Origin of the sequence: Providencia alcalifaciens DSM 30120, assembly GCF_000173415.1 — a bacterium.
GTDB classification, from domain to species: Bacteria; Pseudomonadota; Gammaproteobacteria; order Enterobacterales; family Enterobacteriaceae; genus Providencia; species Providencia alcalifaciens.
The window spans coordinates 117,474-142,889 of record NZ_ABXW01000047.1 but is presented as its reverse complement, the minus strand read 5'-3'; the positions used below and the strand labels follow the sequence as shown (position 1 = coordinate 142,889).

Below are 25,416 nucleotides of genomic sequence, written 5' to 3'. Positions count from 1 at the left end.
TAGCTTTTTATTGAATGAGCTAAGTAATAAGATACGCACATCCAAGATTTCTAGCCTTTTCGTGCTGAAACTTAGCTTACAACGCGATAGACATCGCACTTTATTTATATTTAATGACCGTTTTATCTGGAGAGACTCAATGAAAAATTTAGAAAGTGGAGCTATTTTATTAGCACGTATTATGATGCCAGTTCTGTTTATCGTCGCAGGTTACGGTAAATTAGGTGGTGCTTATGAAGGCACTCAACAATATATGCAAGCCATGGGCGTCCCAGGCTTTTTACTGCCATTGACTATTTTACTTGAGTTAGGTGGTGGCTTAGCGGTGTTATTTGGTCTGTTAACACGTACAACCGCTATTTTTACAGCAGTATTCACATTCTTAACTGCGATGCTGTTCCATACGAATTTCAGCGTTGAGCCAAACAGCTTAATGTTCATGAAAAATATGACCATTGCAGGTGGCTACATTCTGTTGGCTGTTACTGGTCCAGGTAAATTCAGTATCGACCATTTATTAAATAAAAAATGGTAATTAGACCCAACTTCCTCGCCTATACCTACCTATAGGCAGGGAGTCAGCAGTATCTTTATGTCAGAAGTACCCTCAAGTCCAACATCCTTATCCATAAGTTAAATGCCTTTGCACCTCTTGTCCGAGGTGCTTTTTTTTGCTTTTATCTCTACTTTCTTATTTATTCTCTTTTTCGCTTTTCGCTAAAAAAAAGAATTCAAAAATAGGTCACGAGTGATCTCTAAATAATTCGAGTTGTAGCAAGGCGGCAAGTGAAGTTATCCCTAGGAGCATACATAAGTATGTGACTAGGGTAACTTTATGAAGCCAACACAGCTACAGCTTGAAGTATGACGAGATCAAGATCTAAATAATTTGGGAATTTCTCGGAGGCACCACGACTTAGCCTCCCCCATGCTATCGCGTCGCCACGCCATAATCATATTCGACTCATGACTAAATTCTGCCGCTACAACTTTCAGGCGCCCTTCCTTAATATCTTGCTCCACCAGCGGATATGGCATTGTTGCCACCCCTAGTCCTGCAATCAGCGCTTTACGTTTGTCTTCAATGCTCGATACCGTCAACCGTTGTTGTTTATCTAGCAATTGCACTGTGATCACCGGACGTTCGCGCGCCGTATCTGCCACCGCTATTCCACGGTATTTCACTCGAGTGGTTTCAGACAATGGCTCTGGCTCTTTATGAATCGGATGCGAAGGGCTCGCGACATAAATATGATTCAGGGTATATAACACTTTGGAGTTAATTTCCGAGGATGAGCGGAAATGCATATCGGGGGCAATCACAATATCCGCACGCCCAGATTCGAGCCGCTCCCATGCCCCGGCTAATACCTCCGTGATTAAAGAGAGCTGAGTGTCGGATTTTTCAGCCAGTTTATCGACCAATGGAAATAGCGATTCAGCCGGAACCAGCGCTTCACACACAATGGTCAGATGCGTTTCCCAACCTTTCGCTAATGCCTCTGCATCGGATGTCAGTTTATCTGCGGCTTCAAGTAACACTCGACCACGCTCTAATAGCATGCGCCCGACATTGGTAAACTTTGTTCGATGTCCTGAACGGTCAAACAAAATGACATCCAGTTCCTCTTCTAACTTCTGCATGGTATAGCTTAATGCTGAAGGCACACGACCTAATTCCTCTGCCGCTGCTGCGAAACTGCCACGCCGATCGATTGCATCCATCACCCTTAACGACTCAAGTGTTAATGCTCTCTCTTTGCTCATGATGTATCTCTTTCAGGAAATTTGAATAATGGAAACAGATTAACTGGCTAACAATTCAACGTCCAGATATTTATTATAACAATATATTACTGGCTATATATTTTGAGTGAGGGTTAACCATTATGATGAATTTGAGATCAGTTAACCATTGTGGGAAAGCAGACTACGGTTGGTTACAAGCTCGCTATACCTTTTCGTTTGGACACTATTTTGATCCAGACTTAATGGGATTCAAAACGTTGAAAGTGCTAAATCAAGAAGTGCTTGCGCCCAATAGCGCGTTTCAACCAAGAGTTTATCCTCACGTTGATATTGTGAATATTATCCTGCAAGGACAAGCTGAATACCGTGATAATTTAGGCAACACCGTCAGCGCAAAAGCGGGAGAATGTGTGAGTTTCTCTCCTCGCCCTGACCTCAGTTACAGTGAGCATAATATCAGTGAGACGACGCCATTAACACGGCTTCAACTGTGGTTAAATGCCTGTCCTCAGCAGGAATCTATGCCACCACAAAAATTGATGTTAGCGGAGAAAGATTCCAAACTGATTGCTTCACCAGAGGGAGATGAAGATAGCTTACAGCTTCGCCAAAAAATTTGGATAAGCCAGATTTATCTTGAACCTCATGAATCAAAAACTATCCTATTACGGGGTAAAAACGCCTATTTGCAATCTATTCATGGCGGTTTACTGGTAAAAGGAAAAGAGGGGCAATCTCTTTCGATGAATTGCAATGATGGGCTGTTTATTCAGGATGAAAATATTCTGACCTTCACCGCTGAGAAACCATTTAGAGGTTTATTGATCGACTTGGGAGAGTCCCTTTAAGGAATTTTTAGGCAGGAAAAAGAGAGTTTATGACTAAAATGGTCCAAAATTTGCGAATAGATTCGCAAAATTCATCATTTATATTTCCGCTATCCTAATATCACTGTGATAGAGTCCAGCCATAAGAGAGTTAAAAGACCATCCGTTTTCTAACTCCGAACTTTATTTTTGATTTTAAAGGGGTTCTTGTGGCTTTGTTCATTTTGCAGCGACACAATCAAATTTTCTCTCGGATCCTCAATGAGGTTGTCCCTCAAGATGAATTAGCGAAAAACTTTTCGGTTTCTACACGGACCATTCGTTCTGATATCAATGAAATCAACGAATTAATTAAAGACTATAGTGCCCATATTGTGTATGAGCGCGGTCGTGGCTATCAATTAAAAATCGAAAATGCAGAGGCTTTTGCCGCCTTTACCAAGCAAAATGATAAACATGGTCAGATCCCCCGTACGAGCAAAGAGCGCATTGATGCGCTCTTACTCAAGCTCTTAATGCTATCACTCCCCGTCAAGCTCGATGATATCGCGGAAGAGTGGTTTGTCAGCCGCAGCACTATCCAACAAGATATGGGCGCAGTAAGAGAGCATCTTCACCGCTATCAGGTTCAACTGGAAAGTATTCCACACCAAGGAATTCGTCTCAATGGAAGTGAGTGGGCAATTAGGGCCTGCATGACTGAAGCATTATGGCGGCAATTCAGCGAACAAATCACCCCCGACCTCGCGACCTTCTATCCTGAAAGTCTTGATAATCTGGATTTAACCTACATTAATAAAGTGGTTCATAACAGTTTGAATCGCTTTGATATCCGCATCAGCAATGAGGGTCATCTTTACCTTGTCTTTAACTGTGCAGTGACTATTTTGCGCATTACCCGAGGTCATGAGCTCAATAGCAGCGTGAAAAATGAAGAATCCGAAGAGGTCATCAACCAAGCCTGCGATGAAATTTCCAAAGGGCTGATTTATTTTCTGGGTAATGATTTATCTTCCGCTGAGCTGAGTTTTTTACATGATCAAATTATCGCGCAGCGCATCAGTAACCAACATACATCTTCGCAGAAACACAGCCAGCACAACGAACTATCTGAGTATATTTTAAATTATATCAATGACTTGTATAACTACGATCTGCGTAATGATGAAAAGCTGAAAAAAGATTTAAATACCCACCTTGCCGCCTTAATTACTCGGCTCCAATACCATATATCTACCCCAAATCCGCTCCTGTCAGATATCAAGCAGTATTATCCGTTTGCCTATGATGTCACGTTGAGTGCGTTAACCAGTGCAAGCAAACAGTTGCTTCCACACCCAATCAATGAAGATGAGCTGGGCTACTTGGCGGTGCATATCGGCGTTAGTCTTGAACGCAATTATGGGGCAGGATCTGCACGCCAAACGGAAGTGCTCGTAGTGACCGATGCGGGTAACTCCACATTTCGTGTCGTGGAATCTAAAATCATGCGGGAATTTCCGCAGCTGAAATTTAGCCGTGGACTCACCTTGCAAGAGTACGAATCTCTGGATGAGATAACGGAAGACTTTGTGATCACCACCGTACGGATTTCCGAGAAAAATAAACCCGTTATTAAAATTGCCCCCTTTCCAACCCCCTACCAGCTCGAACAAGTGGGTCGCTTAGCGATGGTGGATCAGACCCGTCCCTATATTATTGAGCGCTTCTTCGATGAACGTTTCTTTATGGTTATCAATGAAAAAATTAGCCAAGAAGAGTTATTCCAAACGGTCTGCCATAAATTACAACAAGACGGCTATGTCACTGCCGATTTTTATCCGTCATTGCAGGAGCGAGAATCCATTGTCTCTACGCTACTCGGTGAAGGCATTGCGCTACCTCACTCCTTAGGGTTACTCGCCAATAAAACGGTTGTGACAACCATCCTTGCCCCAAAAGGCATCGAGTGGAACAAAGAAACCAAAGAAAACGCCTATGTTATTTTCTTACTGGCAATCAGTAAAACGGACTATGAAGAAGCCATGGCAATTTATGACCTATTTGTTACTTTCGTCAAAGAAAAAACAACACGACGCCTCATTAATGTTAAAAACTTCAATGAGTTCCAAGCGATAGCCAAAGACAGCCTGGCTCGAATTGTGTGATTTCAATGAGTTTCCACTTCCTTGCGGAAAAAGGGAAGTGGACACTGTTTACGTGATCCTAACCACAACTCCATCAAATGATTTTTAGTCTAATTCATCCATTTCATGCATAAAATAGGTAAGTGGAAGTGAAAATTTCCACTCTACGTATGTTTCCATTTATTCATTTCCACTTTTATTACACCCTCCAAACATCATTTCCAGATTTCAAAAAATCAATCTAATTTATTGAATTTAAATATCTTTAATCTTTTAATCATAATTAGCCCCTACTTTTTGTCCCTCATAATGCATAACATTTTCCAGTTAACTTCCTTTTAGACCAAAAAATAGCCTCAAATCGTCCGTTTATGCTTCCGAATTATTTCCACTTAGAACTGGAAATTCCCTGTCTGCAAAAACAATAAAGAAGCGACTAAGGTATTAGCATGAATAAATGAAGTTACATGATTTGAAATATTATCTTGGATTTTAAATAGTTATGAATGAATCAGTTGTAGTTTTCAAAATGTTAGAGGACGACCTTGATGTTCAACAGGTCACACACAAACTGCTAGCAGTGATTACTGACTGGCTCAAACAGGAGGGTTGCTACACCACAGATGTACAGCAGCAGATGTTGGAGTCTCATCTACGTGCCATGGTTGATAGAGCCAAAACTGGCGAAGCCTTACCGGAAGTGGATATTAGCTTGTTTGATGAAATCTCAGCACATTCGATTGCATTAGCACAACGAGTCGTCGATACACTTCCGGGACTTGCACCAGAAGAGACTTACTTGCTTTCAGTCCACTTTGAAGTTGCCCGTTCTAATGATTAATTTTTAGCATTAAATTTTTTGGAGAATATTTTATGAAACAGATAGTTATTGTTATTGGCGATCGTTTAGGTAAAGGGCAAAAAGTGGCTGCTGGCGTTGAAACCGCGGGTGGAAAAGCCATTGTCGTACCCGGCGTCGCTGCCGATATGAAACTCGGGGATGTGATGAACCAAGAGCAAGCAGACCTGGGCATTTCATTCTGTGGAAGCGGTGGCGCAGGCGCTATCACCGCTCAAACTAAATATGGCTATAAAGCACGTTATGGTATGCGTTCGATTGAAGAAGGAGAAACCGCAATTGCAGAGGGCTGCAATGTATTAGGTTTCGGTTTTATGGACAAGGAAGAGTTAGGCGAGCGCTTAGTCAAAGCTTTTAATAAAAAATACGGCAACGCTTAATGAAAAAATCTATCGAAACGACAGTACGGGTGACAGGGCAAGGCGATACCAAGCAAAAAGCCATTGCGGACGCCTTAAATTCGATTCAAAAAACCGTACTTAAGAACAGCACCGACATTATCCTGCGGATAGAACCAAAGGATGTTGAGGTTGTTAGTGCTCACTCTCATTCGCGGACAGAAAAATTTCTTTTTCTCTTTTTGCCACGCAAACGTGAACATTTTCGTGTTGTACTCGACGTTTCGCTGGATGTCACCTTACTTTCTGTCAACGAAATTCCATTTACAGAACAATAAAAGCAATCAGGTCTGGAGTAAATTCCATGAGTGAAACTGCATCTTTCTTAGAAATATTGGGCATGTCCCTTATCATCGGCGGTCTTTGCGGCTTCGGTTTAGGCGCAGGGGCAGCACGTATGTTCCACGCGCCAACCATACAAGGTATGGGTGCATTCCGTACACTTGGTGAATTAAACGCATGTGAAGGCGACCCTGCATCACACTTCTCGTTCGGCTTAGGCTTCTTCTTCAACGCATGGGCATCTTCTGTCGCTGCGGGTGCATTCACCCAAGATGTTGACCATCGTATTATTCCTAACTGGGGCGCCGCAGCGCTACTGACCAAAAATCGCAGTGTGGCAGACACTCTGCATAACCCGAAAAAAATGGCGATTGCCTGTGCCATTATTGGGGCATTGGTGGTCGCCTTCTTAAATACCACAGCATCTGCGGTACCCGCAGCACTGCAAACTACCGCGATTAACGTACTTGTACCGGCAGCTAACTTACTGGTTAACACCGTGATGCCTGTCATTTTCTGGTTAGCCGCAATGGATGCCGGTCGTCGCTCTGGTTTCTGGGCAACCTTATTCGGCGGTTGTGCTCAATTAATCATGGGTAACGCAATCCCTGGTTTAGTGTTAGGGATCTTGATTGGTAAAGGCGTGGATGACAATGGCTGGAACCGTATCACGCGTACCATGATGATCACCGTTGTTCTGCTGTTCGTTCTCAGTGGTTTCTTCCGTGAATTTGACCTGAAGATGATCACCTCTTTCAACTTAGACAAACCACTGTGGCTTGAATATGTCCACGGACTGCTGAGCGGGAAATAATCATGACAACTGAAATCAACAAACAAGACTTTTGGTACGCAGAATGGTCCTTTCCTATCTTTGTTGGCTTGTTATCTGCTGGGATCTTCGCAGGTACGCACATGTATGTGGTGTACGGCTTCGGTGCTTTTAACGAAGTGGCTTTCGTCGCCATGTTACGCGCCGGGCTAGATACTGGAGTTTACGGGGCGGTTGCCGCCTTTGGTGCCAGTTTCCTGTTTGCTCGGATCATAGAAGGGTCATTAGTGGGGATTTTAGATATCGGTGGTGCACTACAAACCGGTATTGGCTTAGGTGTTCCAGCCCTCTTTTTAGCGGCTGGCTGGGATATCTTAGTCACTAACTTTTGGATCTCCCTGCTCACGGGCTTATTCCTCGGTGTACTTATCGGCTTAATTATTGTTTTTGCTCGTAAGTTTACCATTGCCCAAGCTAACTCCACATTTGGCGCAGATGTCATGATGGGCGCGGGTAACACCTCCGGTCGTTTCTTAGGTCCATTGATTATATTGGCAGCGATGGCGGCATCGATTCCAATTGGTATTGGTGCACTGATTGGCTCACTGATTTTCTATGTATGGCAAAAACCTGTCGCCGGAGGCGCTATCTTAGGTGCGATGTTATTTGGGTATTTCTTCCCACTCGCAGCTTAATAGCATTTAGAACAAATGCGACGGTTTGCATCACTTAGAACAAACACTTGAGCATACTCTAAATAATTCAAGCTGCAGCTAGGCGGCAAGCGACGATATCCCTAGGAGCATACATAAGTATGTGACTAGGGTAGCGGAAGAGCAGACAACAACGCTGCGGTTTGAAGTTTGACGAGTATGACTATAAAGAAGGTAATCATGTATTCTCTAATCATCAAACAGGGCAAGCGTATCGATGGTTCAATTATCGATATTCTAATCAAAGACGGAAAAATCGAAGCTGCGGGCCCTGAGCTTTCCCACAATCAGCAAGCTGAGAAAATTATTGATCTTGAAGGAAAGCGGTATGTTAGCGCTGGATGGATAGATTCTCACGCCCACTGTTTTGCAGAGTCACCGATTTACTTCGATGAACCTGATCTCGCCGGTGCTGCTGGCGGTGTCACTTCACTGGTTGATGCGGGCAGTGTGGGAGCTGATGATATTGATCGGTTTTATCGGTTAACCACTCAATCCAAAACCAACGTCTTCTCACTGCTGAATATTTCGCGCATTGGCATTATTGCTCAGAATGAACTGTCCAATATGGACAATATCGATGATGCGAGTTTCCAAGCCGCACTTGAGCGCCACCCAGGCTTTGTGGTTGGTATGAAAGCAAGAATGAGTAAAAGTGTGGTAGGCGAAAATGGTATAGCGCCGCTGATTAAAGCCAAAGAAATGCAGAAGAAACACGCGCTTCCGCTAATGGTACATATTGGAAACAACCCACCTAATATTGATGACGTGGCTGACCTACTCACTCGTGGCGATATTATCACCCACTGTTTTAATGGCAAACCTAATAAAATTTTAGGGGATGACGGCTATCTGAAACCGTCCATTGCCCGAGCATTAGCCCGCGGCGTGATCCTCGATGTCGGTCACGGTGGCGAAAGTTTTAGCTTTAAAGTGGCAGAACAAGCCATGCGCATTGGGACTTACCCCGACATTATTAGTTCCGATATTTATCACCGCAACCGAGTGAATGGTCCCGTGTATAGCCTCGCTTTTGTGATGACTAAATTCCTGTGTATGGGATTCAGCGCGGAACAAGTTTTACGCTGCGTAACCGAAAAAGCCGCTGATTTACTGTCTCTTCCAGCCAAAGGTTATTTAAGACCGGGCTTTGATGCAGACATTACCTTATTTGACCTGAAAGAAGAACCCACTGAGCTGACAGATGCAGAAGGGGAACACCGTATCGGAACACATCGTTTTGTACCGGTTGCTGCCATCGTCGGTGGAAAACATATTATTCCTGCGCAAGGTGAAACCGAACATGCAATCAATCTATGAAAAATATCAATTAAAACACGTCATCAATGCATCGGGTCGAATGACTATTCTGGGCGTTTCGACTCCGACACCAGAAGTGGTAGAACGCGTCACTTATGGACTGAATCACTATTTTGAAATTAAAGATTTAGTGAACAAAACTGGGGAATACATCGCTCAGCTATTAAATGTTGAGGCGGCTGTCGTCGTTTCCTGTGCATCCGCAGGTATTGCCCAAGCCGTCGCCGCTGTTATTGTTCAAGATGATGATGACCTCCTTTTGAACTTACACTCCTCAAGCAAATCAGTTCCTCGCGAAATTATTCTGCCTAAAGGACATAACGTGAATTTTGGTGCCCCCGTAGACACCATGGTCACCTTAGGCGGCGGTAAAGTCATTGAAGCTGGCTTTGCTAATGAGTGCAGCGCGGTACAACTCGCGGCAAAAATCACCCCCCAAACCGCCGCGATTTTGTATATCAAATCCCACCATACTGTGCAAAAGAGCATGTTAACGGTTGCTGAAACCGCCAAAGTGGCCCATGCCCACCAGCTTCCGTTGATTGTCGATGCAGCAGCAGAGGAAGACTTAACGACATATTATCAAGCCGGTGCCGACCTCGTTATTTATAGCGGCGCCAAGGCAATTGAAGGTCCGACTAGTGGCTTGGTAATCGGTAAAAAACAGTATGTTGAATGGGTTAAACGCCAATCTCAAGGGATTGGTCGAGCCATGAAAGTGGGTAAAGAAGGTATTCTCGGATTAACGCTAGCTATCGAACAATATCTCACTGCGACCAAAGAAACCGGCGCAGAGATGGTTAGCCGTATGAATAAATTCCTTGACGATTTAAATGGAATTTCAGGGATTTCAGCACGCATCGTTTGGGATTCCGCTGGACGCGATATCGCCAGAGCCGAGATCAGTTTTGATGAAAAAGCGATTGGCAAAACGACCTATCAAATTATGGCTGATTTAAAGCAAGGCGATACGGCAATTTATTTCCGTGAATATAAAGCGAATGAAGGCAAAGTTGAAGCTGATATTCGTAGCGTTAGCACCGAACAACTCGATGTTATTTCGCAAAAAATTCGTCGATTAGTAGAAGGAATTTAAAATGAAGTTATCACCTAATTTTTACCATGACCGAGTGTGCTTAAACGTCTTAGCAGGGAGTCATCAAAACGCCAAAGATATCTATACCGCTGCGGAAAGCTTTGTGGTTGTTGGCGTGTTATCCAAAAATTACCCTGATCTTGAAAGCGCTATTGCGGATATGAAAATTTACGCCAAAGAAGTGGATAATGCCTTGTCTGTGGGATTAGGCGCGGGCGATCCGAATCAATCCACCATGGTGTCTCTGATTTCAAAAGAAATTCAACCACAACATGTGAATCAAGTGTTTACGGGAGCCCCCATTAGCCGTGCGTTATTGGGACAAAATGAAACTTTTGTGAATGCGTTGATTTCCCCAACTGGCACTGTTGGTATGGTGAAAATTTCAACGGGACCATTAAGTTCCCAAGCGCCGGATGGCATCGTCCCGATTGAAACAGCCATCATGATGCTCAAAGATATGGGCGCAGATTCTGTGAAGTTCTTTAATATGCAGGGCTTAAAACATATCGAGGAATATAAAGCGATCGCCAAAGCATGTGCCGAGTTTGATTTTTCTTTAGAACCAACGGGCGGTATTGATTTGGATAATTTTGCTGAAATTTTACAGATTGCTCTTGATGCTGGCGTGAAGAAGATTATTCCCCATATTTATAGCTCCATCATCGATAAAGCTACCGGCAATACTCGCCCTGAAGATGTACGCCAGTTATTGCAAATGGTTAAACAAGCCGTTAACTAATACGGCAGCAAGCTGCAAATAAGAAAATAAATCTAAGCGAGAGATTAAAGTCTAGTCCATTACCACAATAAAAAAGCAACAATGCCCCACTCATTTCTCATGCTGTGGGGCATTTTTTATTTTGAATTAATGACTTATCATTTTAGCGTTCGGTATAATGTGAAACCAATAGCTATCGGGTACTGGGCTATCCCAAACGCCCATGTAAACTGCAACACCAATCATCAAAAATAATATGCTGAGCGTCAAAACGGCCATTAACACTCCTGATAATGAACGTTGATGTTTTTGAGTCGGAGTGTGTAGTGAAAAAGTCAATGTTGATGCAACAGGGCATGATTCAACGCATGTCATGCATCCCGTACACTCGACCGTTCTGACCTTAATTAATTGATCAACAGGGATCCGTGATGGGCAATTTTTGGCACATTTCCCACAATCAATACAACTTTCCGCATTGCGGTGAATTTTAAACGGTGAGAATAAAGAGAATAGCCCCAATAATGCGCCGTAAGGGCATAGATAACGGCACCAAGCATTACGAATAAATAAGCTAATCACCACAAGAACGCAAACAGTGATAAGGGAAGCACTACTAATATAACGAAAGAAATCGAGCATTTTGACATCAATAATGATCCCGTAAGGTGACATCATAAAGTATTGGATCATCTGTGCAGGCATTGATAGCGAGATATAGAGGAAGAAGACTAATAATAGGTATTTTAATCCTCTTAGGGGAATATCGAGCCATTTAGGGACTTTGATTTGAAAACGAAAAAGTTTCTGCCCTATTTTCCCCGTGTATTCCGATATCGTGCCTATTGGACACATCCATGAACAGAATGCTTTTTTCAGTAATAAGCTAATGATAATAAAAGAAGCCAAAAGAAACATCGATGCGGCATGAATTGGCGGTAATCCCCCCATTTCGATAGTGTATTTTAAGTTCATTAATCCCGCGATAGGCAGCCAACCTTCAATACCGCCTGGGCGAGGAAGGTAAAATGTCATTCCTCCGGTTTCGTAATAACGCACCCAATAATAGAACGTGATGCCAATATAAATATTGATCGCCAATAGCGTGATTTGCACAGCTTTCCGCCACGTCGACGCATTACGCCAATCATTCCAAGGGAGTTTTCCGCCAACGGTACCAGAACGACGTGGATATCGTATTGATGGTTTTTTTATCATTTCCGCCCAGCTCTTTAACATGCATTTTAAATACCATTATTGTATTTAAGTCCCCAGCACACATATTGATTTGTATCACTGCCTTGCGATGTTGACGGTGGATATGGCGTATTGATAGGAAAATGTGCAAATGAAAATTTTTTCTAAATAATTCGAGGTGTGCCAAGGCGGCAAAATGAGGAAATCCCTAGGAGCATACACAAGTATGTGACTTGGGTTGACGAGTGAAGCCAACGCAGTCACAACTTGAAGTATGACGAAAAAATGGGAGTTGGTCGGTAAGCCGGGTTCTGTCGTGGACAACCATTCATCTAGGCCAGCACTTGCGCACTGGCTCCAGCAACCTACCCGAGTTCAATGCGGGCCGCACCATATGAACCCCTATTTGGTCTTGCTCCGGGTGGAGTTTACCATGCCACGAACTGTTGCCAGTCGCGCGGTGCGCTCTTACCGCACCCTTTCACCCTTACCTGATCCTGTAAACAGGCCATCGGCGGTTTGCTCTCTGTTGCACTTGTCGTAGGCTCGCGCCTCCCAGACGTTATCTGGCACCCTGCCCTATGGAGCCCGGACTTTCCTCCCCTCTACCCGTCTCCCGAAGGGACTACGATAAAGCAGCGGTTGTCTGACCAACTCCGCGGCGAATTATAGGCACTTTGTGATAGCTTGTACAGACTCTATAGCAGGCAATTTACGTCAAAACCTACACTTGAATAAAATTTACTCATCGTCTTGCTGGTCAAGCATCAATTTGTATAACTGGTTTTTCTTCAGACCGTAAATTTCTGCGGTAATTGCCGCTGCTTTTTTCGGTGGTAACTCTTTTTGTAGCAAACCTAAAGTACGAAGAACATCTGGCGTAATCGCTGATTCATCATTTTGGGGCTTATACCCTTCTACTATCAGCACCATCTCACCGCGATGGCGATTTTCATCTTCTTTGACCCATGCAAGTAACTCCCCAACAGGTCGCCCTTCAATAGACTCCCATGTTTTGGTCAATTCTCGCGCTAAAACCACGCGACGCTCTGGTCCCCATACTTCCACCATGTCTGCTAAACTGTCTAATAAACGGTGAGTGGATTCATAAAAAATCAGCGTGCGAGTTTCTTGCTCTAAAGATTGCAGAACGTCTTTACGTCCCTTGGTTTTGGCGGGCAAGAAACCTTCATAGCAAAAACGATCTGAAGGTAAACCTGCGGCTGACAACGCCGTAATTGCCGCACACGCCCCCGGTAGAGGGACAACTCGAATACCAGCTTCACGGCAGCGGTTGACTAAATGATAGCCAGGATCATTAATTAAAGGTGTACCTGCATCCGAGACTAATGCGATACTATCTCCTTGTTGAAGCTTACTAATTAATTGATCTGCTTTTTGCTGCTCGTTATGATCGTGTAGCGCAAACATGCGCGCATTGATGGCAAAATTCTGTAATAGAATGCCTGAATGCCTTGTGTCTTCCGCAGCAATTAGGTCAACATGTTTAAGCACATCCAACGCACGTTGCGTGATATCTCCCATGTTACCAATTGGGGTAGGCACAATGTAAAGCGTGGATGCCATAACCACTGCTTGATTAGGTTGATTCATTGTTTCATCCGAATAGCCGGTTTAAAATTAAGCAATTGAAAAATACACCATTGGATACAGTATGCGTCCTTCAATTTTTTTGCATTTGAAAAAAGATTACTCTGCACTGCGATGTTGTCCACTTTGGCATTAACTGGATGCCAAATCGAATCCTCGACAACCACGACCGCAACTCAGCAGCCTAGTGTTTCTGACGCCAGCCATTACCAGTCCATTATCGATGCTGCTCAAGGCAAACCATCAATGGATGTCCTGCGCGTTTATATTAGCCAAGAGCCTTTATTAACCGATCCGGCACAACATCAAGCGAATATTGATTCTCTGTGGCTGATGTTAACACAAATGAAGCCAGAACAGATTCAAGGAATCGAAGCTGACGAAAATATTCTACTGGGTTGGGTCGACCTGCTGGATATCTACCAAAATAATAAAGATGACCCAGAAGCACTACGCACTGGCATCGACGATTGGAAAACCCGTTACCCACATAACCCTGGGGCAAAAAATCTCCCGACAGCATTAGTGCAAGGTACTATTACTAAAGTCGGCGCCAATCCACGCATTGCACTATTTTTGCCAATGAGCGGACAAGGGCAAGTTTTTGGTCAAGCTATCATGCAAGGCTTCCTTGATGCACAAAAAGGCCTGCCGTCATCCCCAGTCTCTCAAGCGTCTACTGCACCTGCCGCATCACAAGGCTCAGGGAATGATGTGCTCGATCAGATTTACCAAGAAGTTGCCGCTACGGTGAATGAAAATGCGAATACTGAAGTTGCTTCATCAACCGTCAGTATTGACGCAGTTCCGACCAATACTCAAAGCGTTAAAGTCTTTGATACTCAAGGTAAGGCTATGCCGCAGTTAGTCGCTCAAGCGACCTCTGAAGGTTATAACTTAATTGTTGGTCCATTACTGAAATCAGACGTTCAAGCTATTGCTCAAATGAACGCGCCAGTAAATGTTTTGGCACTGAATGAATTAGACGCAAACCAATTACAGCCTCGTACCAATCTCTGTTATTTCTCTTTATCCCCTGAAGATGAAGCGAAAAATGCCGCTAACCAAATGAGATTAGAGGGTAAACAAATGCCTTTAGTCTTAGTGCCCGCGTCACCATTTGGTGACCGTATCGCAAAAGCCTTTGCCGAAGAGTGGCAAGCAAAAGGTGGCGGGACTGCATTAATGCAAACATTTGGTTCTACTGCATCTTTAAAAGAATCGATCAACCGAGGTCAAGGGATCCGCATGACGGGAACCCCAATTAATGTTGCTACGCAAGGCGTGGAACAAGCAAACGGTAGCATTGATGCGGTCTATATCGTGGCAACACGCGATGAGTTAACCCTTGTCAAACCGATGATAGAAATGGCAATTAGCTCTCGCCAACGCCCTGCTTTATATGCAAGTTCACGCAGTAACCAAGGAAATTCGAACGCGGATTACCGCTTTGAGATGGAAGGTGTGAAGTTCAGTGAAGTGCCATTACTCGCAGGTGCAAACAACAATCTACGCAAACAAGCACAAGGAAAAGTGAATAATGACTATTCTCTATTCCGCCTGTATGCAATGGGGATTGATGCATGGTCACTGGCAAATAACTACGATAACCTACAAAACAATGGTCAGTTCCGTGTTAATGGGGCATCAGGTATGTTAAGTGTGCACGAAAACTGTGTGATTTACCGCGAATTACCTTGGTTGCAATTCAAGCAAGGACAAGTTAAGCCGGCACAATAACATGAATTAGGCAGCCTTATCGCTGCCTAATTTTCAGACAAGGATGTCATGAAAACAGTAGAAAAATCATTAAAATGGTTAACTGGTAAATACTACGAAAACCAAGCGCTCTCCTATTTAAAACAGCAAGGACTTACCTTTGTAGCACGTAATGTCCGAAATCGTGCAGGCGAAATCGATTTAATCATGCGAGATAAATCGAGCTGGGTATTCGTAGAAGTCCGTTTTCGCAAGAATAGTCATTACGGAGATGCACTTTTATCAGTAAACTGGCACAAACGCAGAAAAATATTGGCAACCGCGCAATATTGGCTTGCTCAACAACAACAAAGTTTTGAAACAACACCTTGCCGCTTTGATATCTGTGCGATCACCGGCAAACAGTTTCAGTGGATTCAAAACGCATTTAATCTCAGTGAACAGGAATATAAGTAAGTGCTAGATAGAATAAAAGTTTGCTTTACTGAAAGCATTCAAACTCAGATTGCTGCTGCAGAAGCCCTGCCTGATGCTATTTCTCGAGCTGCGATGATGATGGTGCAGTCACTGCTTAATGGTAATAAAATTTTGTGTTGTGGTAATGGCGCATCCGCAGCAACAGCACAGCGTTTTGCTGCCAGTATGATCCACCGTTTTGAAACTGAGCGCCCAAGCTTACCCGCACTCGCGCTAAATACAGACAATACGGTACTGACTGCAATTTCAGGCAGTAAACAGCCCACCGAAATCTATGCGAAGCAAGTAAGAGCTCTGGGGCAGCATGGTGATGTGCTAATGGCTATCTCAACCCACGGTAACAGCGCCGATATTATTAAAGCCGTAGAAGCCGCAGTGACTCGCGATATGACTATCGTGGCGCTAACAGGCTATGATGGTGGTGAGCTTGCTGGTCTTTTAGGACCACAAGATGTTGAAATTCGTATTCCATCCCAGCATAGTGTCAGAATTCAAGAGGTGCACTTACTCACTGTCAATTGTCTGTGTGACCTTATCGATAACACGCTCTTTCCTCATCAGAACGACTAAGGAGACAAAATGCGATTACTCCCGATTTTTGCCATAATGTTTAGTGCAGTTCTTTTACAAGGTTGTATTGGTGCAGCCGTCGTAGGTACGGCAGCAGTTGCGACCAAAAGCGCGACAGACCCGCGCTCTGTTGGTCAACAAGTTGATGATGGTACGTTAGAAGCGCGTGTCAGCGGTCAGCTCAATAAAAATAAAGATATCACCAATAATTCCCGCATCATCGCAACAGCCTATAAAGGCAATGTGTTGTTGACGGGTCAATCTCCCGATATGTCATTGGCAGACAAAGCCAAACAAATCGCCAGCAACGTTGATGGTACTGAAAAAGTCTATAACGAGGTACGTCAAGGTCAGCCTGTTGACTTAGGTACAGCGTCTAAAGACACATGGTTAACCACAAAGGTGAAATCCAAGATTTTAGCCAGTGATGAGGTGAAATCTGGTAGCGTTAAAGTGATTACTGAGAATGGGGAAGTCTTCTTATTAGGCGTACTCACTCAACAAGAAGGTGCTGCAGCGGCAAAAATTGCAAGTGAAACAGATGGCGTTCGTCGAGTAACGACAGCATTTACTTATCTCAATTGATTATAATTAGTAACCTATTGTGACAAAAAGCCAAGCCATGAAGTCAAATTCATGGCTTTTTTCTTATTCCTCACCGATATCGTTATTTTTCAGATAATTCCTATCTCCTAATAAGCTCATCTGATTCAGTATCCACGCCTGCCTTCTCAAAACATACGAAGATGGATTTTTTACATGGAATCTATGAGGATTAGGTAAAACGGCAGCTAAAAGTGCAGCCTCCTGCCGAGAAAGCTTACTAGCAGGCTTATTGAAGAATTTATTTGCAGCCTCTTCCACACCAAAAACACCCTCACCAAACTCTGCAATATTAAGATAAACAGTCAGTATTCTGGTTTTTGACCACATCAACTCCATAATAGGTGTCATAGCTGTCTCAATCCCTTTTCTTAACCAGCTTCTTCCATCCCATAACCATAGGTTTTTCACTGTTTGCTGAGAGATTGTAGAAGCCCCTCTAACTGTCTGTTTATTACTCGAATTATGCTTATATGCACGTTCAATTGCATTCAAATCAAATCCCCAATGATGTGGAAAATTTTGATCTTCTGAGGCAATGACAGCGAGATAAATATAGGGAGATATCTGTTTCTCACCAACCCAAGTCGAATGAGAAACATAAGAAAAATTAAAGTTTAGCCATGCAGAAAGTTGTCTTTCGACCATCACTGCAGAAAAGGGGACGGGTATAAATTTGAAGATCACAACAGAGACTAACCAGAGGGCAAGTAATGAAAGTGTGATCTTCTTTAACCAATACCACAAGCGAGAAACAAACTTTTGCATTGGATTAACTACGCCATTTCTAATACTTTCTCAACCAGCTTATTGATACCGACATTTGCCTCAGCAATAGATTGAGCCAGCATATAAGCAGGTGTTGTAACAACTTTGTTATTTTCATCTACCACAATGTTATCAACGGTACACTCCACATGCAGCCCCCCCATCTTTTCAATTTGGGCAATCGTTTCAGTATCATTGCCAATTGTCAGTTTCACTGATGTATTTAACATCTTCGGTAGCATGACAGGAGCAATACACATCAGCCCTAGCGGCTTTTTCTGTTGGTGCATGACCTGCACTAAACTTAATAGTTGTTTATTAATTTCACATTCACTGCCTTTGGTCGCAAAATTACATAAATTTTTCGCCACACCAAAACCACCAGGAATTATAAGGGCATCTAGCTTAGAGGGGTCTACTGATGATAAAGGCGCTATTTTTCCACGAGAAATACGCGCAGACTCTTCCATTTGGTTACGAGTTTCTGTTTTTAACTCACCATTAATATGATTGATTACAGTAGCTTGATCTTCATCTGGTGCAAAAAAGTGAACTTCTGCATTATTTTTACTTAAAGCAAGCATAGTTAGCACTGATTCATGAATCTCACTTCCATCAAAAACACCACAGCCACTTAAAATTACCGCAATTGATTTCATATCTTCGTCCTTTTGTAGTAAATTACTCCCCAGAGCGAAAGCAGACAAACATCAATCTTCATCACAGATTTTAATGAATCTTGTAACAGGTTCGCTAAATTTTGGTATCTTGATAACGTCTGAGTCGTGACAAATAGATTTTAATGATTCGCCTAAGATAAAAATTATAAGCGAATCAATGATTTCCCTGGTGTTGGCGCAGTATTCGCGCACCCCAACTTAGGTTGGGGTTATTTTTTTGTACGACCATCCACCCAGTTTCTTAATGTTTCTATATCTGACTTCCAATCCTGTTTTAACTCATCCACCCACTCTTGCACGTTGTCCCACCACGCTGGTAATTCAGGGGATTGAATCTGCTGAGCGAGTTTCTGTAAATTTTTGAGTCCAACCGAACCTGCCGCGCCTTTAATTTTGTGAGCTTCCTCAACAATTCCCTTCTGATCCTTAGCCACCATATTAGAATCGAGAATGGCTAAATATCCCGGCAGCATTTTTTCAAACACTTCTAAGCCGTCATAAATCAGTTTTGGTCCCACTAATTCAATGTATTGCTCTAACATTTCGCAATCTAAAATAGATTCATCAACCTCTGCCATATCCACTTGCTCCTCATGCGGATCATTTGAAGATGCATTTTCACCCCAGAACTGCTCAATCACGTGAGTCAGTGCAGGTACTGATAATGGTTTGCTCAGAACGCCATCCATTCCTGCGTCAAAGTACTCTTTTTTGTCTTTGAGTACGTTAGCTGTCAACGCAATTAATGGCGGTAAATCTTCCTTATCATATTGTTGTTTAAGCTGTTTAGAGATATCGAATCCAGTCATATCTGGGAGTTGAATATCTAATAGGACTAAATCATATTCTCCAGGTGCGAACATCTCTAAGGCATCTTTACCTGTCATTGCAACATCAACCGTATTGCCAAGATTCTCTAGCACAGAACACGCCACAACCACATTTAGTTCAATATCTTCTACTAGTAAGATATGAAGGGCTGGTAACGGATAATCATCGTCATCCTGTTGCTGCTCTTCGATTTCAGCCTCAACTTCTGGGGCGATAATCGACAGTGTGAATGTGGAACCTTGCCCTATGTCACTTTCTACGCGAATATCGCCACCCATACTTTGTGCTAACCTACGGGATACAGAAAGTCCAATCCCCGTTCCCGTTGCTGGACGTCCGCCAGCAGAATCACGCACTTGATAGTACATCGCAAAGATTTTATCTAATTCATCTTTTGGAATACCAATTCCACTGTCTTTCACTTGGAAAATCAGTTTATTGTCAGCTTCTCGCCAAATGCTCAGTTTCACTTCACCTTTTTGAGTGAATTTCACCGCATTGCCGATCAAATTCCACAAGATTTGGCGTAAACGAGTGCCATCAGTCAGAATTGTTTTAGGCAGACCGTGCGCGACATCCATGACAAACTTCAGACCTTTCGGCTGAACCAGTAATCCACTGAGATTTTCTAAATCATTGACAAATTCAGGCAGCATCACAGGTTGGTTATCCAATTGAACTTTGCGACGCTCGATTTTATCCATCTCAATCACGTCATTAAAAATATTCCCTAACGTCACCGCACTGACATGAATTGTTTTTAAGTAGCTTGATTGTTCTTTGGTTAGTTTGGTATCTAATAAAATACGGCTAAGCCCTACAATGCCATTAAGCGGCGTACGAAGCTCGTGGCTGATCGTTGAGATAAAGGTAGTCTTCTCTCTACTGGCGTTCTCTAACGCCTCCTGATAGCGCTTACGCTCGGTAATATCCCGTCCAAAGCCCATCAGCCCGTGACGTTTACCCACTCGGTCATAAAATGGAACCTTGCGTAGTTCAAAACACGCTTTACGCCCATCAGGGTAAACCAACCACTGTTCATAAGTTAGCGCGACATTGTGTCTGAAAACTTTCTCATCCGTTTCCATCACTTTAGCCGCAATTTCTTCATCATAAATATCTAATGGCGTTAAGCCGACCAGCTGTTTTTCACTTTTACCCGTGAGCAGCTCCATTGCACGGTTACAACCGGAAAATTCATTATTTTCATTACGATAATAAACAAGATCAGGGGAAGCATCGAGAAATGAGCGTAGTAAAACGGACTGCTGCTCAAATTCAATTTGTGTTTGTTCGCGGTATTTCATTTCTTGTTTGAGTTGCTCTAACAACTCAAGATGGGCACTTTCGGCTTTTTCACGCTCTAAAATTTCGAGATTCAGTTGCTCAATATTGCCCTGTAATTGAGTATTGAGTTCTGAATCGCGCTTTCTCATAACCTCGAGTTTGTCCACCATCCGAGTTAAACGCTGGCGAGACTCCTCCAATTGCTCAACCACCACCGAAAGAAAATAAACCGCTAATGGCGTTATAATTAACCCAAAGAAAATCGAACCGACCATATCGAGGCTATCAACTTGCCCACGAAGAAAAATCGCTACCGCCATTTGCATTATCATGGCGAGCACAACTAACGCTGATGCGAGAAGCAAAGAGAAACGCACTAAGCCCAGTTTCATCATCAGGTCAACATAGTATTGTGCTAGACCGCGAAGTACTTTCATAACCACCCCTTAGTTAAATTCTCACTGAATCATATATCAAACAGGGCTGTTTCGGATGGGGTTTCATACGAAATATCGATCCTGCTCATTAAATCGCCGGTCACAATGAGATATTCATCCCTGTATTAGCAACTTTATTACGATAATCACTATTTATATCAATGCTATCAAAGTAAACTTCAATTTGTGTCATTCCCATAAAAGAATTTGGCTGAAAAGGTGACTATGTCCTCTTCAAATAGAGGTTCGCCCCGTCGTGAGCCCAATAAAAAAGCGCTAACTATTCGCAAAATTGAATTTGTGGAAATTTATCAGCCAATGAGTGGCCTCGAAGCGCAGAATCAAGCTCAACGCTGCTTGTCTTGCGGAAGCCCATATTGTGAGTGGAAATGCCCATTACACAATCCTATTCCCAACTGGTTAAAACTTGCAGGTGAAGGGCGAATTCTCGAAGCTGCAGAGCTTTGTCATCATACCAATAGCCTGCCTGAAATTTGTGGGCGAATTTGCCCTCAGGAAAGATTATGTGAAGCTGCATGTGTCCTAGATGAAACGTTTGGCTCCGTCACTATTGGTCATTTGGAGCGTTATATTACAGACAGTGCCTTTGAACAAGGCTGGCGCCCTGACCTTTCCCATGTTCGCAGTACAGGCAAGCGTGTAGCCATCATTGGAGCAGGTCCAGCGGGGCTTTCTTGTGCCGATATTTTGGCTCGTCATGGTGTTCAAGCCACGGTTTTTGATAAATTCCCTGAAATTGGTGGGTTACTCACTTTTGGCATCCCTGCGTTTAAGTTGGAAAAACAGATAATGCAGCGTCGTCGACATATTTTCGAAGAGATGGGCATTACGTTTAAATTGAATACCGAGGTTGGGAAAGATATCCCATTAGAAACTCTGGTCAATGAGTTTGATGCGATTTTTGTGGGTACAGGTACCCATAAGCCCGTCTCTGGTTGCCTACCCAACGAGAGCGCTATAGGCGCTTATCAGGCGCTCCCTTATTTAATGGGTAATACGCACCATTTACTAGGCTACCCTGATGATCCGCAGTTTCCTTATATTTCGCTTGCTCATAAAAATGTTGTAGTGTTGGGTGCTGGGGATACCGCGATGGATTGTGTACGTAGCGCTATTCGTCAAGGTGCGAACCAAGTTCATTGTATCTACCGTGGTAGCATGAATGAAATGCCAGCGACAACAAGGGAAGTTATCCATGCGCAAGAAGAAGGCGCACAATTTCACTTTCATTTACAGCCCGTTAGCATCAATACTAATACTGAAAATCACGTGATTAGCATCAGTTTTGTTAATACTGAGAATAACGCGATAGCCACGAAAAAAATCCTATACCCTGCCGATGTGGTTATTATGGCGTTCGGTTTTGAATCAGAGGTACTACCTTGGCTTAAAGAGCATGCCGTTCAATATGATAAGGATGGAAGAATTATTGCGCCACGCCATCATCGCTATGCTTATCAAACCTCAAACCCGAAAATTTTTGCCGGAGGAGATGTTGTGCATGGTTCTGATTTAGTCGTCACGGCGATTGCCGAAGGACGAGGTGCTGCAGAGGGAATACTGACGTTTCTTCAGATATAAAAAAAGAGGAATTTCTTCCTCTTTTTATTCAATTACCTACTAGGTCTCACGCTTATTTTACGACGCGTAACGCAGGACGACCTTTCGGGGGTCTTGGTGGTTCATCATCTGGAGATGAAGGCTCTTCAGTTTGAGGTACCTCATCGTGAACCAACACGATGTTGTCCGACAGTGTTTCATCAGCTGCATCATCTTCACCATCAAAGTGCTCATCATAAGCCGCTTCAGGTTCAAACATCATGCCCGCGCCATTTTCGCGAGCATACACCGCCATGATGGCAGCCATTGGCACATATACCTGGCGAGGTACGCCGCCAAATCGTGCATTGAATCGCACTTCTTCATTGGTAATTTCAAAGTTACCCACTGCACGAGGGGCAACATTTAAAACAATTTGCCCATCACGAGCAAATTCCATCGGAACATTCACCGCTGGAAGAGTGACATCAACCACCAAATGCGGAGTCATATCATTATCCAGCAACCACTCATAGTGGGCGCGCAGCAGATAAGGGCGACGTGGTGTCATTGGTGCCATTTCCATCATCCGACTTAGCCTCGTGCTGATAGGCGCATTTCACGCTCTAATTCAGTTAATGACGCTAAGAATGCATCACGTTCAAATACACGCTGCATATACATCTGTAAGTGCTTGCTGCTAGATGGTTTTAATTCGATACCTAATACAGGTAAACGCCATAAGAGTGGTGCTAAGTAGCAGTCTACTAAGCTAAATTCATCACTCATGAAGAATGGCATCTCAGCAAATACTGGAGAAACTGCGATCAACTCTTCGGCTAATTGACGGCGAGCGGTTTCTGCTTCTTGTGCAGTCCCTTTCTCGATTTTAGTCATTAGTGAATACCAGTCTCTCTGAATGCGGTGCATCAGCTGACGGCTTGTACCACGAGCCACTGGATAAACTGGCATTAATGGTGGATGCGGGAAACGCTCATCGAGATATTCCATAATGATGTGTGGGTCATACAGAGTCAGGTCACGATCCACCAGCGTTGGTACGCTTTGATACGGGTTAAGATCAATAAGGTCTTGAGGCATATGACCTGGCTCGACATGTTCAATTTCAACACTAACACCTTTTTCAGCGAGTACGATACGTACTTGATGGCTAAAAATATCAGTTGGGCCTGAAAACAATGTCATTACCGAACGTTTATTAGGAGCAACAGCCATTAAAACCTCCAAATGATAAAAATAATGATCCCTAATTAAAGGATTAATTCATTATTTTCATTTTTAAAATCCCATGTACTTAACCTTCCAAATCCATTTTGAAAGTCAGCACAACCCTCTCGCTTCATGGAAGCGAGAAATAATCAAATAAAAAACTGGGGCATAGTCTAACAGATTTTGTACAGCTTAGGGGGCTAACCCTGAGAAAATCATCGGTTAATTTTATTAGAGGCGGTATCGGACAGCAACAATCAGAATAAATAGCTATAAATTATTATTTATTAAGCATAAGAAGCTTAAAGTTAACTCCACACTTAACTTGATTATATTTTTACCAGATTTGCGATATAGCGCAAAAAGAGGGAGAAATAGTAAAATAATTCCTTTCACCTATCTTTATTTTAATTAAATCACGATGAATCAATATTTTGTTTATTGCCTGTAATAAAAAACCCGCCATAAAGGCGGGTTTTTTCATCAATTTTATGCCCAGAGGGCAATAAATTAACGTTTTGAGAACTGTGGACGACGACGTGCTTTGCGCAGACCCACTTTTTTACGTTCAACAGAACGCGCATCACGGGTAACGAAACCAGCTTTACGCAGATCAGAACGAAGAGTCTCATCATAAGCCATCAGTGCACGAGTAATACCGTGACGGATTGCGCCTGCCTGACCAGAGATACCACCACCTTTAACAGTGATGTACAGGTCCAGTTTTTCTAACATTTCAACCAGTTCTAACGGCTGACGAACTACCATGCGCGCAGTTTCGCGACCAAAGTATTGTTCCAGTGTACGTTGATTGATTGTGATGTTACCGCTACCCGGCTTAATAAAGACACGAGCAGATGAGCTTTTGCGGCGACCAGTGCCGTAGTATTGATTTTCAGCCATTGCTATAATCCCGATTAAATGTCAAGAACTTGCGGTTGTTGTGCCGCGTGGTTGTGCTCATTACCTGCGTAAACTTTCAGTTTACGGTACATTGCACGACCCAGAGGTCCTTTTGGCAACATGCCTTTAACCGCGATTTCAAGCACACGCTCAGGACTACGAGCAATCATCTCTTCGAAAGTTGCTTGCTTGATTCCACCAATATGGCCTGTGTGGCGATAGTAGATTTTGTCTTCGCGTTTTTTGCCGGTAACAGCAATTTTTTCTGCATTCAGAACGATGATGTAATCACCAGTATCCACATGCGGAGTATATTCCGCTTTATGCTTACCGCGCAGACGGCTAGCAATTTCAGTTGCAAGACGGCCTAAAGTTTTGCCATCTGCATCAACAACATACCAGTCGCGTTTTACGGTCTCTGGTTTAGCTGTAAAAGTTTTCATTAAAACTTACCCAATATTGAAGTTACACGTTGTGTGAACACTCATGTTCGTAAAATATAGCGAGGTTCACGCGACTCATTGTCCAGCAAACCCACCCCTTCGAGCAGCCTAGCTGGCATTAATGCGTTATTTTTTGGGAAATAAAAAACAACGCCGTAACGTGGGGTCGCAAGATTATAGAGAAGTCAGCAACAAAAATCGACCCCAAATGCATTTTTTTTACGTTCAAATAAACAA

At 43.3% G+C, this 25,416-nt stretch carries 26 protein-coding genes and 1 other RNA gene; 16 read left to right on the top strand and 11 right to left on the bottom strand.

Annotated elements, in window-relative coordinates:
• The first annotated feature begins 139 nt into the window (after positions 1-139).
• Positions 140-535 carry a DoxX family protein gene (locus PROVALCAL_RS10080; RefSeq protein ID WP_006659138.1) on the top strand — a complete coding sequence of 132 codons (396 nt, stop codon included), beginning with the start codon at positions 140-142 and terminating at the stop codon, positions 533-535.
• Between the two features lie 338 nt (positions 536-873).
• On the opposite strand, the gene PROVALCAL_RS10075 is transcribed toward PROVALCAL_RS10080, so the two are convergent.
• The gene (locus PROVALCAL_RS10075; protein WP_006659137.1) at positions 874-1,767 is read right to left on the bottom strand and encodes a LysR family transcriptional regulator; all 894 of its coding nucleotides are present in this window, start codon (positions 1,765-1,767) and stop codon (positions 874-876) included.
• A gap of 122 nt (positions 1,768-1,889) precedes the next feature.
• Here PROVALCAL_RS10075 and PROVALCAL_RS10070 point away from each other — a divergent pair, with 122 nt between their 5' ends.
• The 10 genes from PROVALCAL_RS10070 to dagF all read left to right on the top strand — a co-directional run bounded on the left by PROVALCAL_RS10070 (position 1,890) and on the right by dagF (position 10,884).
• Positions 1,890-2,597, top strand: a complete 708-nt coding sequence (locus PROVALCAL_RS10070; protein WP_006659136.1) for a pirin family protein — start codon at positions 1,890-1,892, stop codon at positions 2,595-2,597.
• A gap of 188 nt (positions 2,598-2,785) precedes the next feature.
• Entirely contained in the window at positions 2,786-4,723 is a 1,938-nt protein-coding gene (locus PROVALCAL_RS10065; protein WP_006659135.1) for a BglG family transcription antiterminator, read from the top strand.
• A gap of 481 nt (positions 4,724-5,204) precedes the next feature.
• A complete protein-coding gene (locus tag PROVALCAL_RS10060; RefSeq protein WP_006659134.1) occupies positions 5,205-5,543 on the top strand; it encodes a transcriptional antiterminator in 339 nt (112 codons plus the stop codon).
• A 32-nt stretch (positions 5,544-5,575) separates the two neighbouring features.
• Positions 5,576-5,941 (top strand): SFCGS family glycine-rich protein, encoded by a 366-nt coding sequence (locus PROVALCAL_RS10055; RefSeq protein ID WP_006659133.1) that lies wholly within the window; start codon positions 5,576-5,578, stop codon positions 5,939-5,941.
• A complete protein-coding gene (locus tag PROVALCAL_RS10050) occupies positions 5,941-6,237 on the top strand; it encodes a DUF4312 family protein (RefSeq protein ID WP_006659132.1) in 297 nt (98 codons plus the stop codon). The genes PROVALCAL_RS10055 and PROVALCAL_RS10050 overlap by 1 nt, the downstream gene beginning before the upstream one ends.
• 26 nt (positions 6,238-6,263) lie before the next feature.
• Complete coding sequence (locus PROVALCAL_RS10045) at positions 6,264-7,055, top strand: DUF4311 domain-containing protein (protein WP_006659131.1); 792 nt, start codon at positions 6,264-6,266, stop codon at positions 7,053-7,055.
• 2 nt (positions 7,056-7,057) lie between these two features.
• Complete coding sequence (locus PROVALCAL_RS10040; RefSeq protein WP_006659130.1) at positions 7,058-7,708, top strand: DUF4310 family protein; 651 nt, start codon at positions 7,058-7,060, stop codon at positions 7,706-7,708.
• A 198-nt stretch (positions 7,709-7,906) separates the two neighbouring features.
• The gene (locus PROVALCAL_RS10035) at positions 7,907-9,046 is read left to right on the top strand and encodes an amidohydrolase/deacetylase family metallohydrolase (protein ID WP_036959968.1); all 1,140 of its coding nucleotides are present in this window, start codon (positions 7,907-7,909) and stop codon (positions 9,044-9,046) included.
• A complete protein-coding gene (locus PROVALCAL_RS10030) occupies positions 9,030-10,142 on the top strand; it encodes a DgaE family pyridoxal phosphate-dependent ammonia lyase (protein WP_006659128.1) in 1,113 nt (370 codons plus the stop codon). The genes PROVALCAL_RS10035 and PROVALCAL_RS10030 overlap by 17 nt, the downstream gene beginning before the upstream one ends.
• A 1-nt stretch (position 10,143) precedes the next feature.
• Positions 10,144-10,884, top strand: a complete 741-nt coding sequence (gene dagF, locus PROVALCAL_RS10025) for a 2-dehydro-3-deoxy-phosphogluconate aldolase (RefSeq protein ID WP_006659127.1) — start codon at positions 10,144-10,146, stop codon at positions 10,882-10,884.
• Between the two features lie 126 nt (positions 10,885-11,010).
• Here the strand turns inward: dagF and PROVALCAL_RS10020 are convergent, their stop codons facing one another.
• The 3 genes from PROVALCAL_RS10020 to rsmI form a co-directional block, all read right to left on the bottom strand.
• Positions 11,011-12,081 carry a 4Fe-4S binding protein gene (locus tag PROVALCAL_RS10020; RefSeq protein WP_036976325.1) on the bottom strand — a complete coding sequence of 357 codons (1,071 nt, stop codon included), beginning with the start codon at positions 12,079-12,081 and terminating at the stop codon, positions 11,011-11,013.
• A 263-nt stretch (positions 12,082-12,344) separates the two neighbouring features.
• Positions 12,345-12,718: RNase P RNA component class A (rnpB, locus tag PROVALCAL_RS19070), an RNA gene on the bottom strand.
• 83 nt (positions 12,719-12,801) lie between these two features.
• On the bottom strand, positions 12,802-13,674 hold the full coding sequence (gene rsmI / locus PROVALCAL_RS10015; RefSeq protein ID WP_006659125.1) for a 16S rRNA (cytidine(1402)-2'-O)-methyltransferase: 873 nt from the start codon (positions 13,672-13,674) through the stop codon (positions 12,802-12,804).
• 111 nt (positions 13,675-13,785) lie between these two features.
• On the opposite strand from rsmI, the gene PROVALCAL_RS10010 reads away from it, so the two are divergent.
• The 4 genes from PROVALCAL_RS10010 to dolP are packed head-to-tail and all read left to right on the top strand — an operon-like array spanning position 13,786 to position 17,022.
• Entirely contained in the window at positions 13,786-15,411 is a 1,626-nt protein-coding gene (locus PROVALCAL_RS10010; protein ID WP_117584514.1) for a penicillin-binding protein activator, read from the top strand.
• A 48-nt stretch (positions 15,412-15,459) separates the two neighbouring features.
• Entirely contained in the window at positions 15,460-15,846 is a 387-nt protein-coding gene (locus PROVALCAL_RS10005) for a YraN family protein (protein WP_006659122.1), read from the top strand.
• On the top strand, positions 15,847-16,437 hold the full coding sequence (gene diaA / locus PROVALCAL_RS10000; protein WP_006659121.1) for a DnaA initiator-associating protein DiaA: 591 nt from the start codon (positions 15,847-15,849) through the stop codon (positions 16,435-16,437).
• Positions 16,438-16,446: 9 nt separating this feature from the next.
• The gene (gene dolP / locus PROVALCAL_RS09995) at positions 16,447-17,022 is read left to right on the top strand and encodes a division/outer membrane stress-associated lipid-binding lipoprotein (RefSeq protein WP_006659120.1); all 576 of its coding nucleotides are present in this window, start codon (positions 16,447-16,449) and stop codon (positions 17,020-17,022) included.
• 63 nt (positions 17,023-17,085) lie between these two features.
• On the opposite strand, the gene mtgA is transcribed toward dolP, so the two are convergent.
• From mtgA to arcB, 3 genes are all read right to left on the bottom strand, one after another.
• A complete protein-coding gene (gene mtgA, locus PROVALCAL_RS09990) occupies positions 17,086-17,808 on the bottom strand; it encodes a monofunctional biosynthetic peptidoglycan transglycosylase (protein WP_006659119.1) in 723 nt (240 codons plus the stop codon).
• Positions 17,809-17,816: 8 nt separating this feature from the next.
• Complete coding sequence (gene elbB / locus PROVALCAL_RS09985) at positions 17,817-18,467, bottom strand: isoprenoid biosynthesis glyoxalase ElbB (RefSeq protein WP_039861845.1); 651 nt, start codon at positions 18,465-18,467, stop codon at positions 17,817-17,819.
• A 230-nt stretch (positions 18,468-18,697) separates the two neighbouring features.
• Positions 18,698-21,043 carry an aerobic respiration two-component sensor histidine kinase ArcB gene (gene arcB / locus PROVALCAL_RS09980; protein ID WP_006659117.1) on the bottom strand — a complete coding sequence of 782 codons (2,346 nt, stop codon included), beginning with the start codon at positions 21,041-21,043 and terminating at the stop codon, positions 18,698-18,700.
• 225 nt (positions 21,044-21,268) lie between these two features.
• On the opposite strand from arcB, the gene PROVALCAL_RS09975 reads away from it, so the two are divergent.
• Positions 21,269-22,645 carry an FAD-dependent oxidoreductase gene (locus PROVALCAL_RS09975; protein WP_006659116.1) on the top strand — a complete coding sequence of 459 codons (1,377 nt, stop codon included), beginning with the start codon at positions 21,269-21,271 and terminating at the stop codon, positions 22,643-22,645.
• Between the two features lie 52 nt (positions 22,646-22,697).
• Here the strand turns inward: PROVALCAL_RS09975 and sspB are convergent, their stop codons facing one another.
• The 4 genes from sspB to rplM all read right to left on the bottom strand — a co-directional run bounded on the left by sspB (position 22,698) and on the right by rplM (position 25,179).
• Positions 22,698-23,189: a ClpXP protease specificity-enhancing factor gene (sspB, locus tag PROVALCAL_RS09970; protein WP_036959980.1), complete on the bottom strand. Its 492-nt coding sequence runs from the start codon at positions 23,187-23,189 to the stop codon at positions 22,698-22,700.
• Positions 23,190-23,197: 8 nt separating this feature from the next.
• The gene (sspA, locus tag PROVALCAL_RS09965; protein WP_006659114.1) at positions 23,198-23,839 is read right to left on the bottom strand and encodes a stringent starvation protein SspA; all 642 of its coding nucleotides are present in this window, start codon (positions 23,837-23,839) and stop codon (positions 23,198-23,200) included.
• Positions 23,840-24,343: 504 nt separating this feature from the next.
• Positions 24,344-24,736: a 30S ribosomal protein S9 gene (gene rpsI / locus PROVALCAL_RS09960; RefSeq protein ID WP_004258235.1), complete on the bottom strand. Its 393-nt coding sequence runs from the start codon at positions 24,734-24,736 to the stop codon at positions 24,344-24,346.
• Positions 24,737-24,750: 14 nt separating this feature from the next.
• Positions 24,751-25,179, bottom strand: coding sequence for a 50S ribosomal protein L13 (gene rplM / locus PROVALCAL_RS09955; RefSeq protein WP_006659112.1), 429 nt, complete (start codon positions 25,177-25,179; stop codon positions 24,751-24,753).
• Positions 25,180-25,416 lie beyond the last annotated feature (237 nt).

What these genes read in the sequence shown, in the direction of transcription:
- PROVALCAL_RS10080 (WP_006659138.1), top strand. Translation starts at nt 140, where the DNA reads ATGAAAAATTTAGAAAGTGGAGCTATTTTATTAGCACGTATTATGATG.
- PROVALCAL_RS10075 (WP_006659137.1), bottom strand. Translation starts at nt 1,767, where the DNA reads ATGAGCAAAGAGAGAGCATTAACACTTGAGTCGTTAAGGGTGATGGAT.
- PROVALCAL_RS10070 (WP_006659136.1), top strand. Translation starts at nt 1,890, where the DNA reads ATGATGAATTTGAGATCAGTTAACCATTGTGGGAAAGCAGACTACGGT.
- PROVALCAL_RS10060 (WP_006659134.1), top strand. Translation starts at nt 5,205, where the DNA reads ATGAATGAATCAGTTGTAGTTTTCAAAATGTTAGAGGACGACCTTGAT.
- PROVALCAL_RS10055 (WP_006659133.1), top strand. Translation starts at nt 5,576, where the DNA reads ATGAAACAGATAGTTATTGTTATTGGCGATCGTTTAGGTAAAGGGCAA.
- PROVALCAL_RS10050 (WP_006659132.1), top strand. Translation starts at nt 5,941, where the DNA reads ATGAAAAAATCTATCGAAACGACAGTACGGGTGACAGGGCAAGGCGAT.
- PROVALCAL_RS10045 (WP_006659131.1), top strand. Translation starts at nt 6,264, where the DNA reads ATGAGTGAAACTGCATCTTTCTTAGAAATATTGGGCATGTCCCTTATC.
- PROVALCAL_RS10040 (WP_006659130.1), top strand. Translation starts at nt 7,058, where the DNA reads ATGACAACTGAAATCAACAAACAAGACTTTTGGTACGCAGAATGGTCC.
- PROVALCAL_RS10035 (WP_036959968.1), top strand. Translation starts at nt 7,907, where the DNA reads ATGTATTCTCTAATCATCAAACAGGGCAAGCGTATCGATGGTTCAATT.
- PROVALCAL_RS10030 (WP_006659128.1), top strand. Translation starts at nt 9,030, where the DNA reads ATGCAATCAATCTATGAAAAATATCAATTAAAACACGTCATCAATGCA.
- dagF (WP_006659127.1), top strand. Translation starts at nt 10,144, where the DNA reads ATGAAGTTATCACCTAATTTTTACCATGACCGAGTGTGCTTAAACGTC.
- PROVALCAL_RS10020 (WP_036976325.1), bottom strand. Translation starts at nt 12,081, where the DNA reads ATGATAAAAAAACCATCAATACGATATCCACGTCGTTCTGGTACCGTT.
- rsmI (WP_006659125.1), bottom strand. Translation starts at nt 13,674, where the DNA reads ATGAATCAACCTAATCAAGCAGTGGTTATGGCATCCACGCTTTACATT.
- PROVALCAL_RS10010 (WP_117584514.1), top strand. Translation starts at nt 13,786, where the DNA reads ATGTTGTCCACTTTGGCATTAACTGGATGCCAAATCGAATCCTCGACA.
- PROVALCAL_RS10005 (WP_006659122.1), top strand. Translation starts at nt 15,460, where the DNA reads ATGAAAACAGTAGAAAAATCATTAAAATGGTTAACTGGTAAATACTAC.
- dolP (WP_006659120.1), top strand. Translation starts at nt 16,447, where the DNA reads ATGCGATTACTCCCGATTTTTGCCATAATGTTTAGTGCAGTTCTTTTA.
- mtgA (WP_006659119.1), bottom strand. Translation starts at nt 17,808, where the DNA reads ATGCAAAAGTTTGTTTCTCGCTTGTGGTATTGGTTAAAGAAGATCACA.
- elbB (WP_039861845.1), bottom strand. Translation starts at nt 18,467, where the DNA reads ATGAAATCAATTGCGGTAATTTTAAGTGGCTGTGGTGTTTTTGATGGA.
- arcB (WP_006659117.1), bottom strand. Translation starts at nt 21,043, where the DNA reads ATGAAAGTACTTCGCGGTCTAGCACAATACTATGTTGACCTGATGATG.
- PROVALCAL_RS09975 (WP_006659116.1), top strand. Translation starts at nt 21,269, where the DNA reads ATGTCCTCTTCAAATAGAGGTTCGCCCCGTCGTGAGCCCAATAAAAAA.
- sspB (WP_036959980.1), bottom strand. Translation starts at nt 23,189, where the DNA reads ATGGAAATGGCACCAATGACACCACGTCGCCCTTATCTGCTGCGCGCC.
- sspA (WP_006659114.1), bottom strand. Translation starts at nt 23,839, where the DNA reads ATGGCTGTTGCTCCTAATAAACGTTCGGTAATGACATTGTTTTCAGGC.
- rpsI (WP_004258235.1), bottom strand. Translation starts at nt 24,736, where the DNA reads ATGGCTGAAAATCAATACTACGGCACTGGTCGCCGCAAAAGCTCATCT.
- rplM (WP_006659112.1), bottom strand. Translation starts at nt 25,179, where the DNA reads ATGAAAACTTTTACAGCTAAACCAGAGACCGTAAAACGCGACTGGTAT.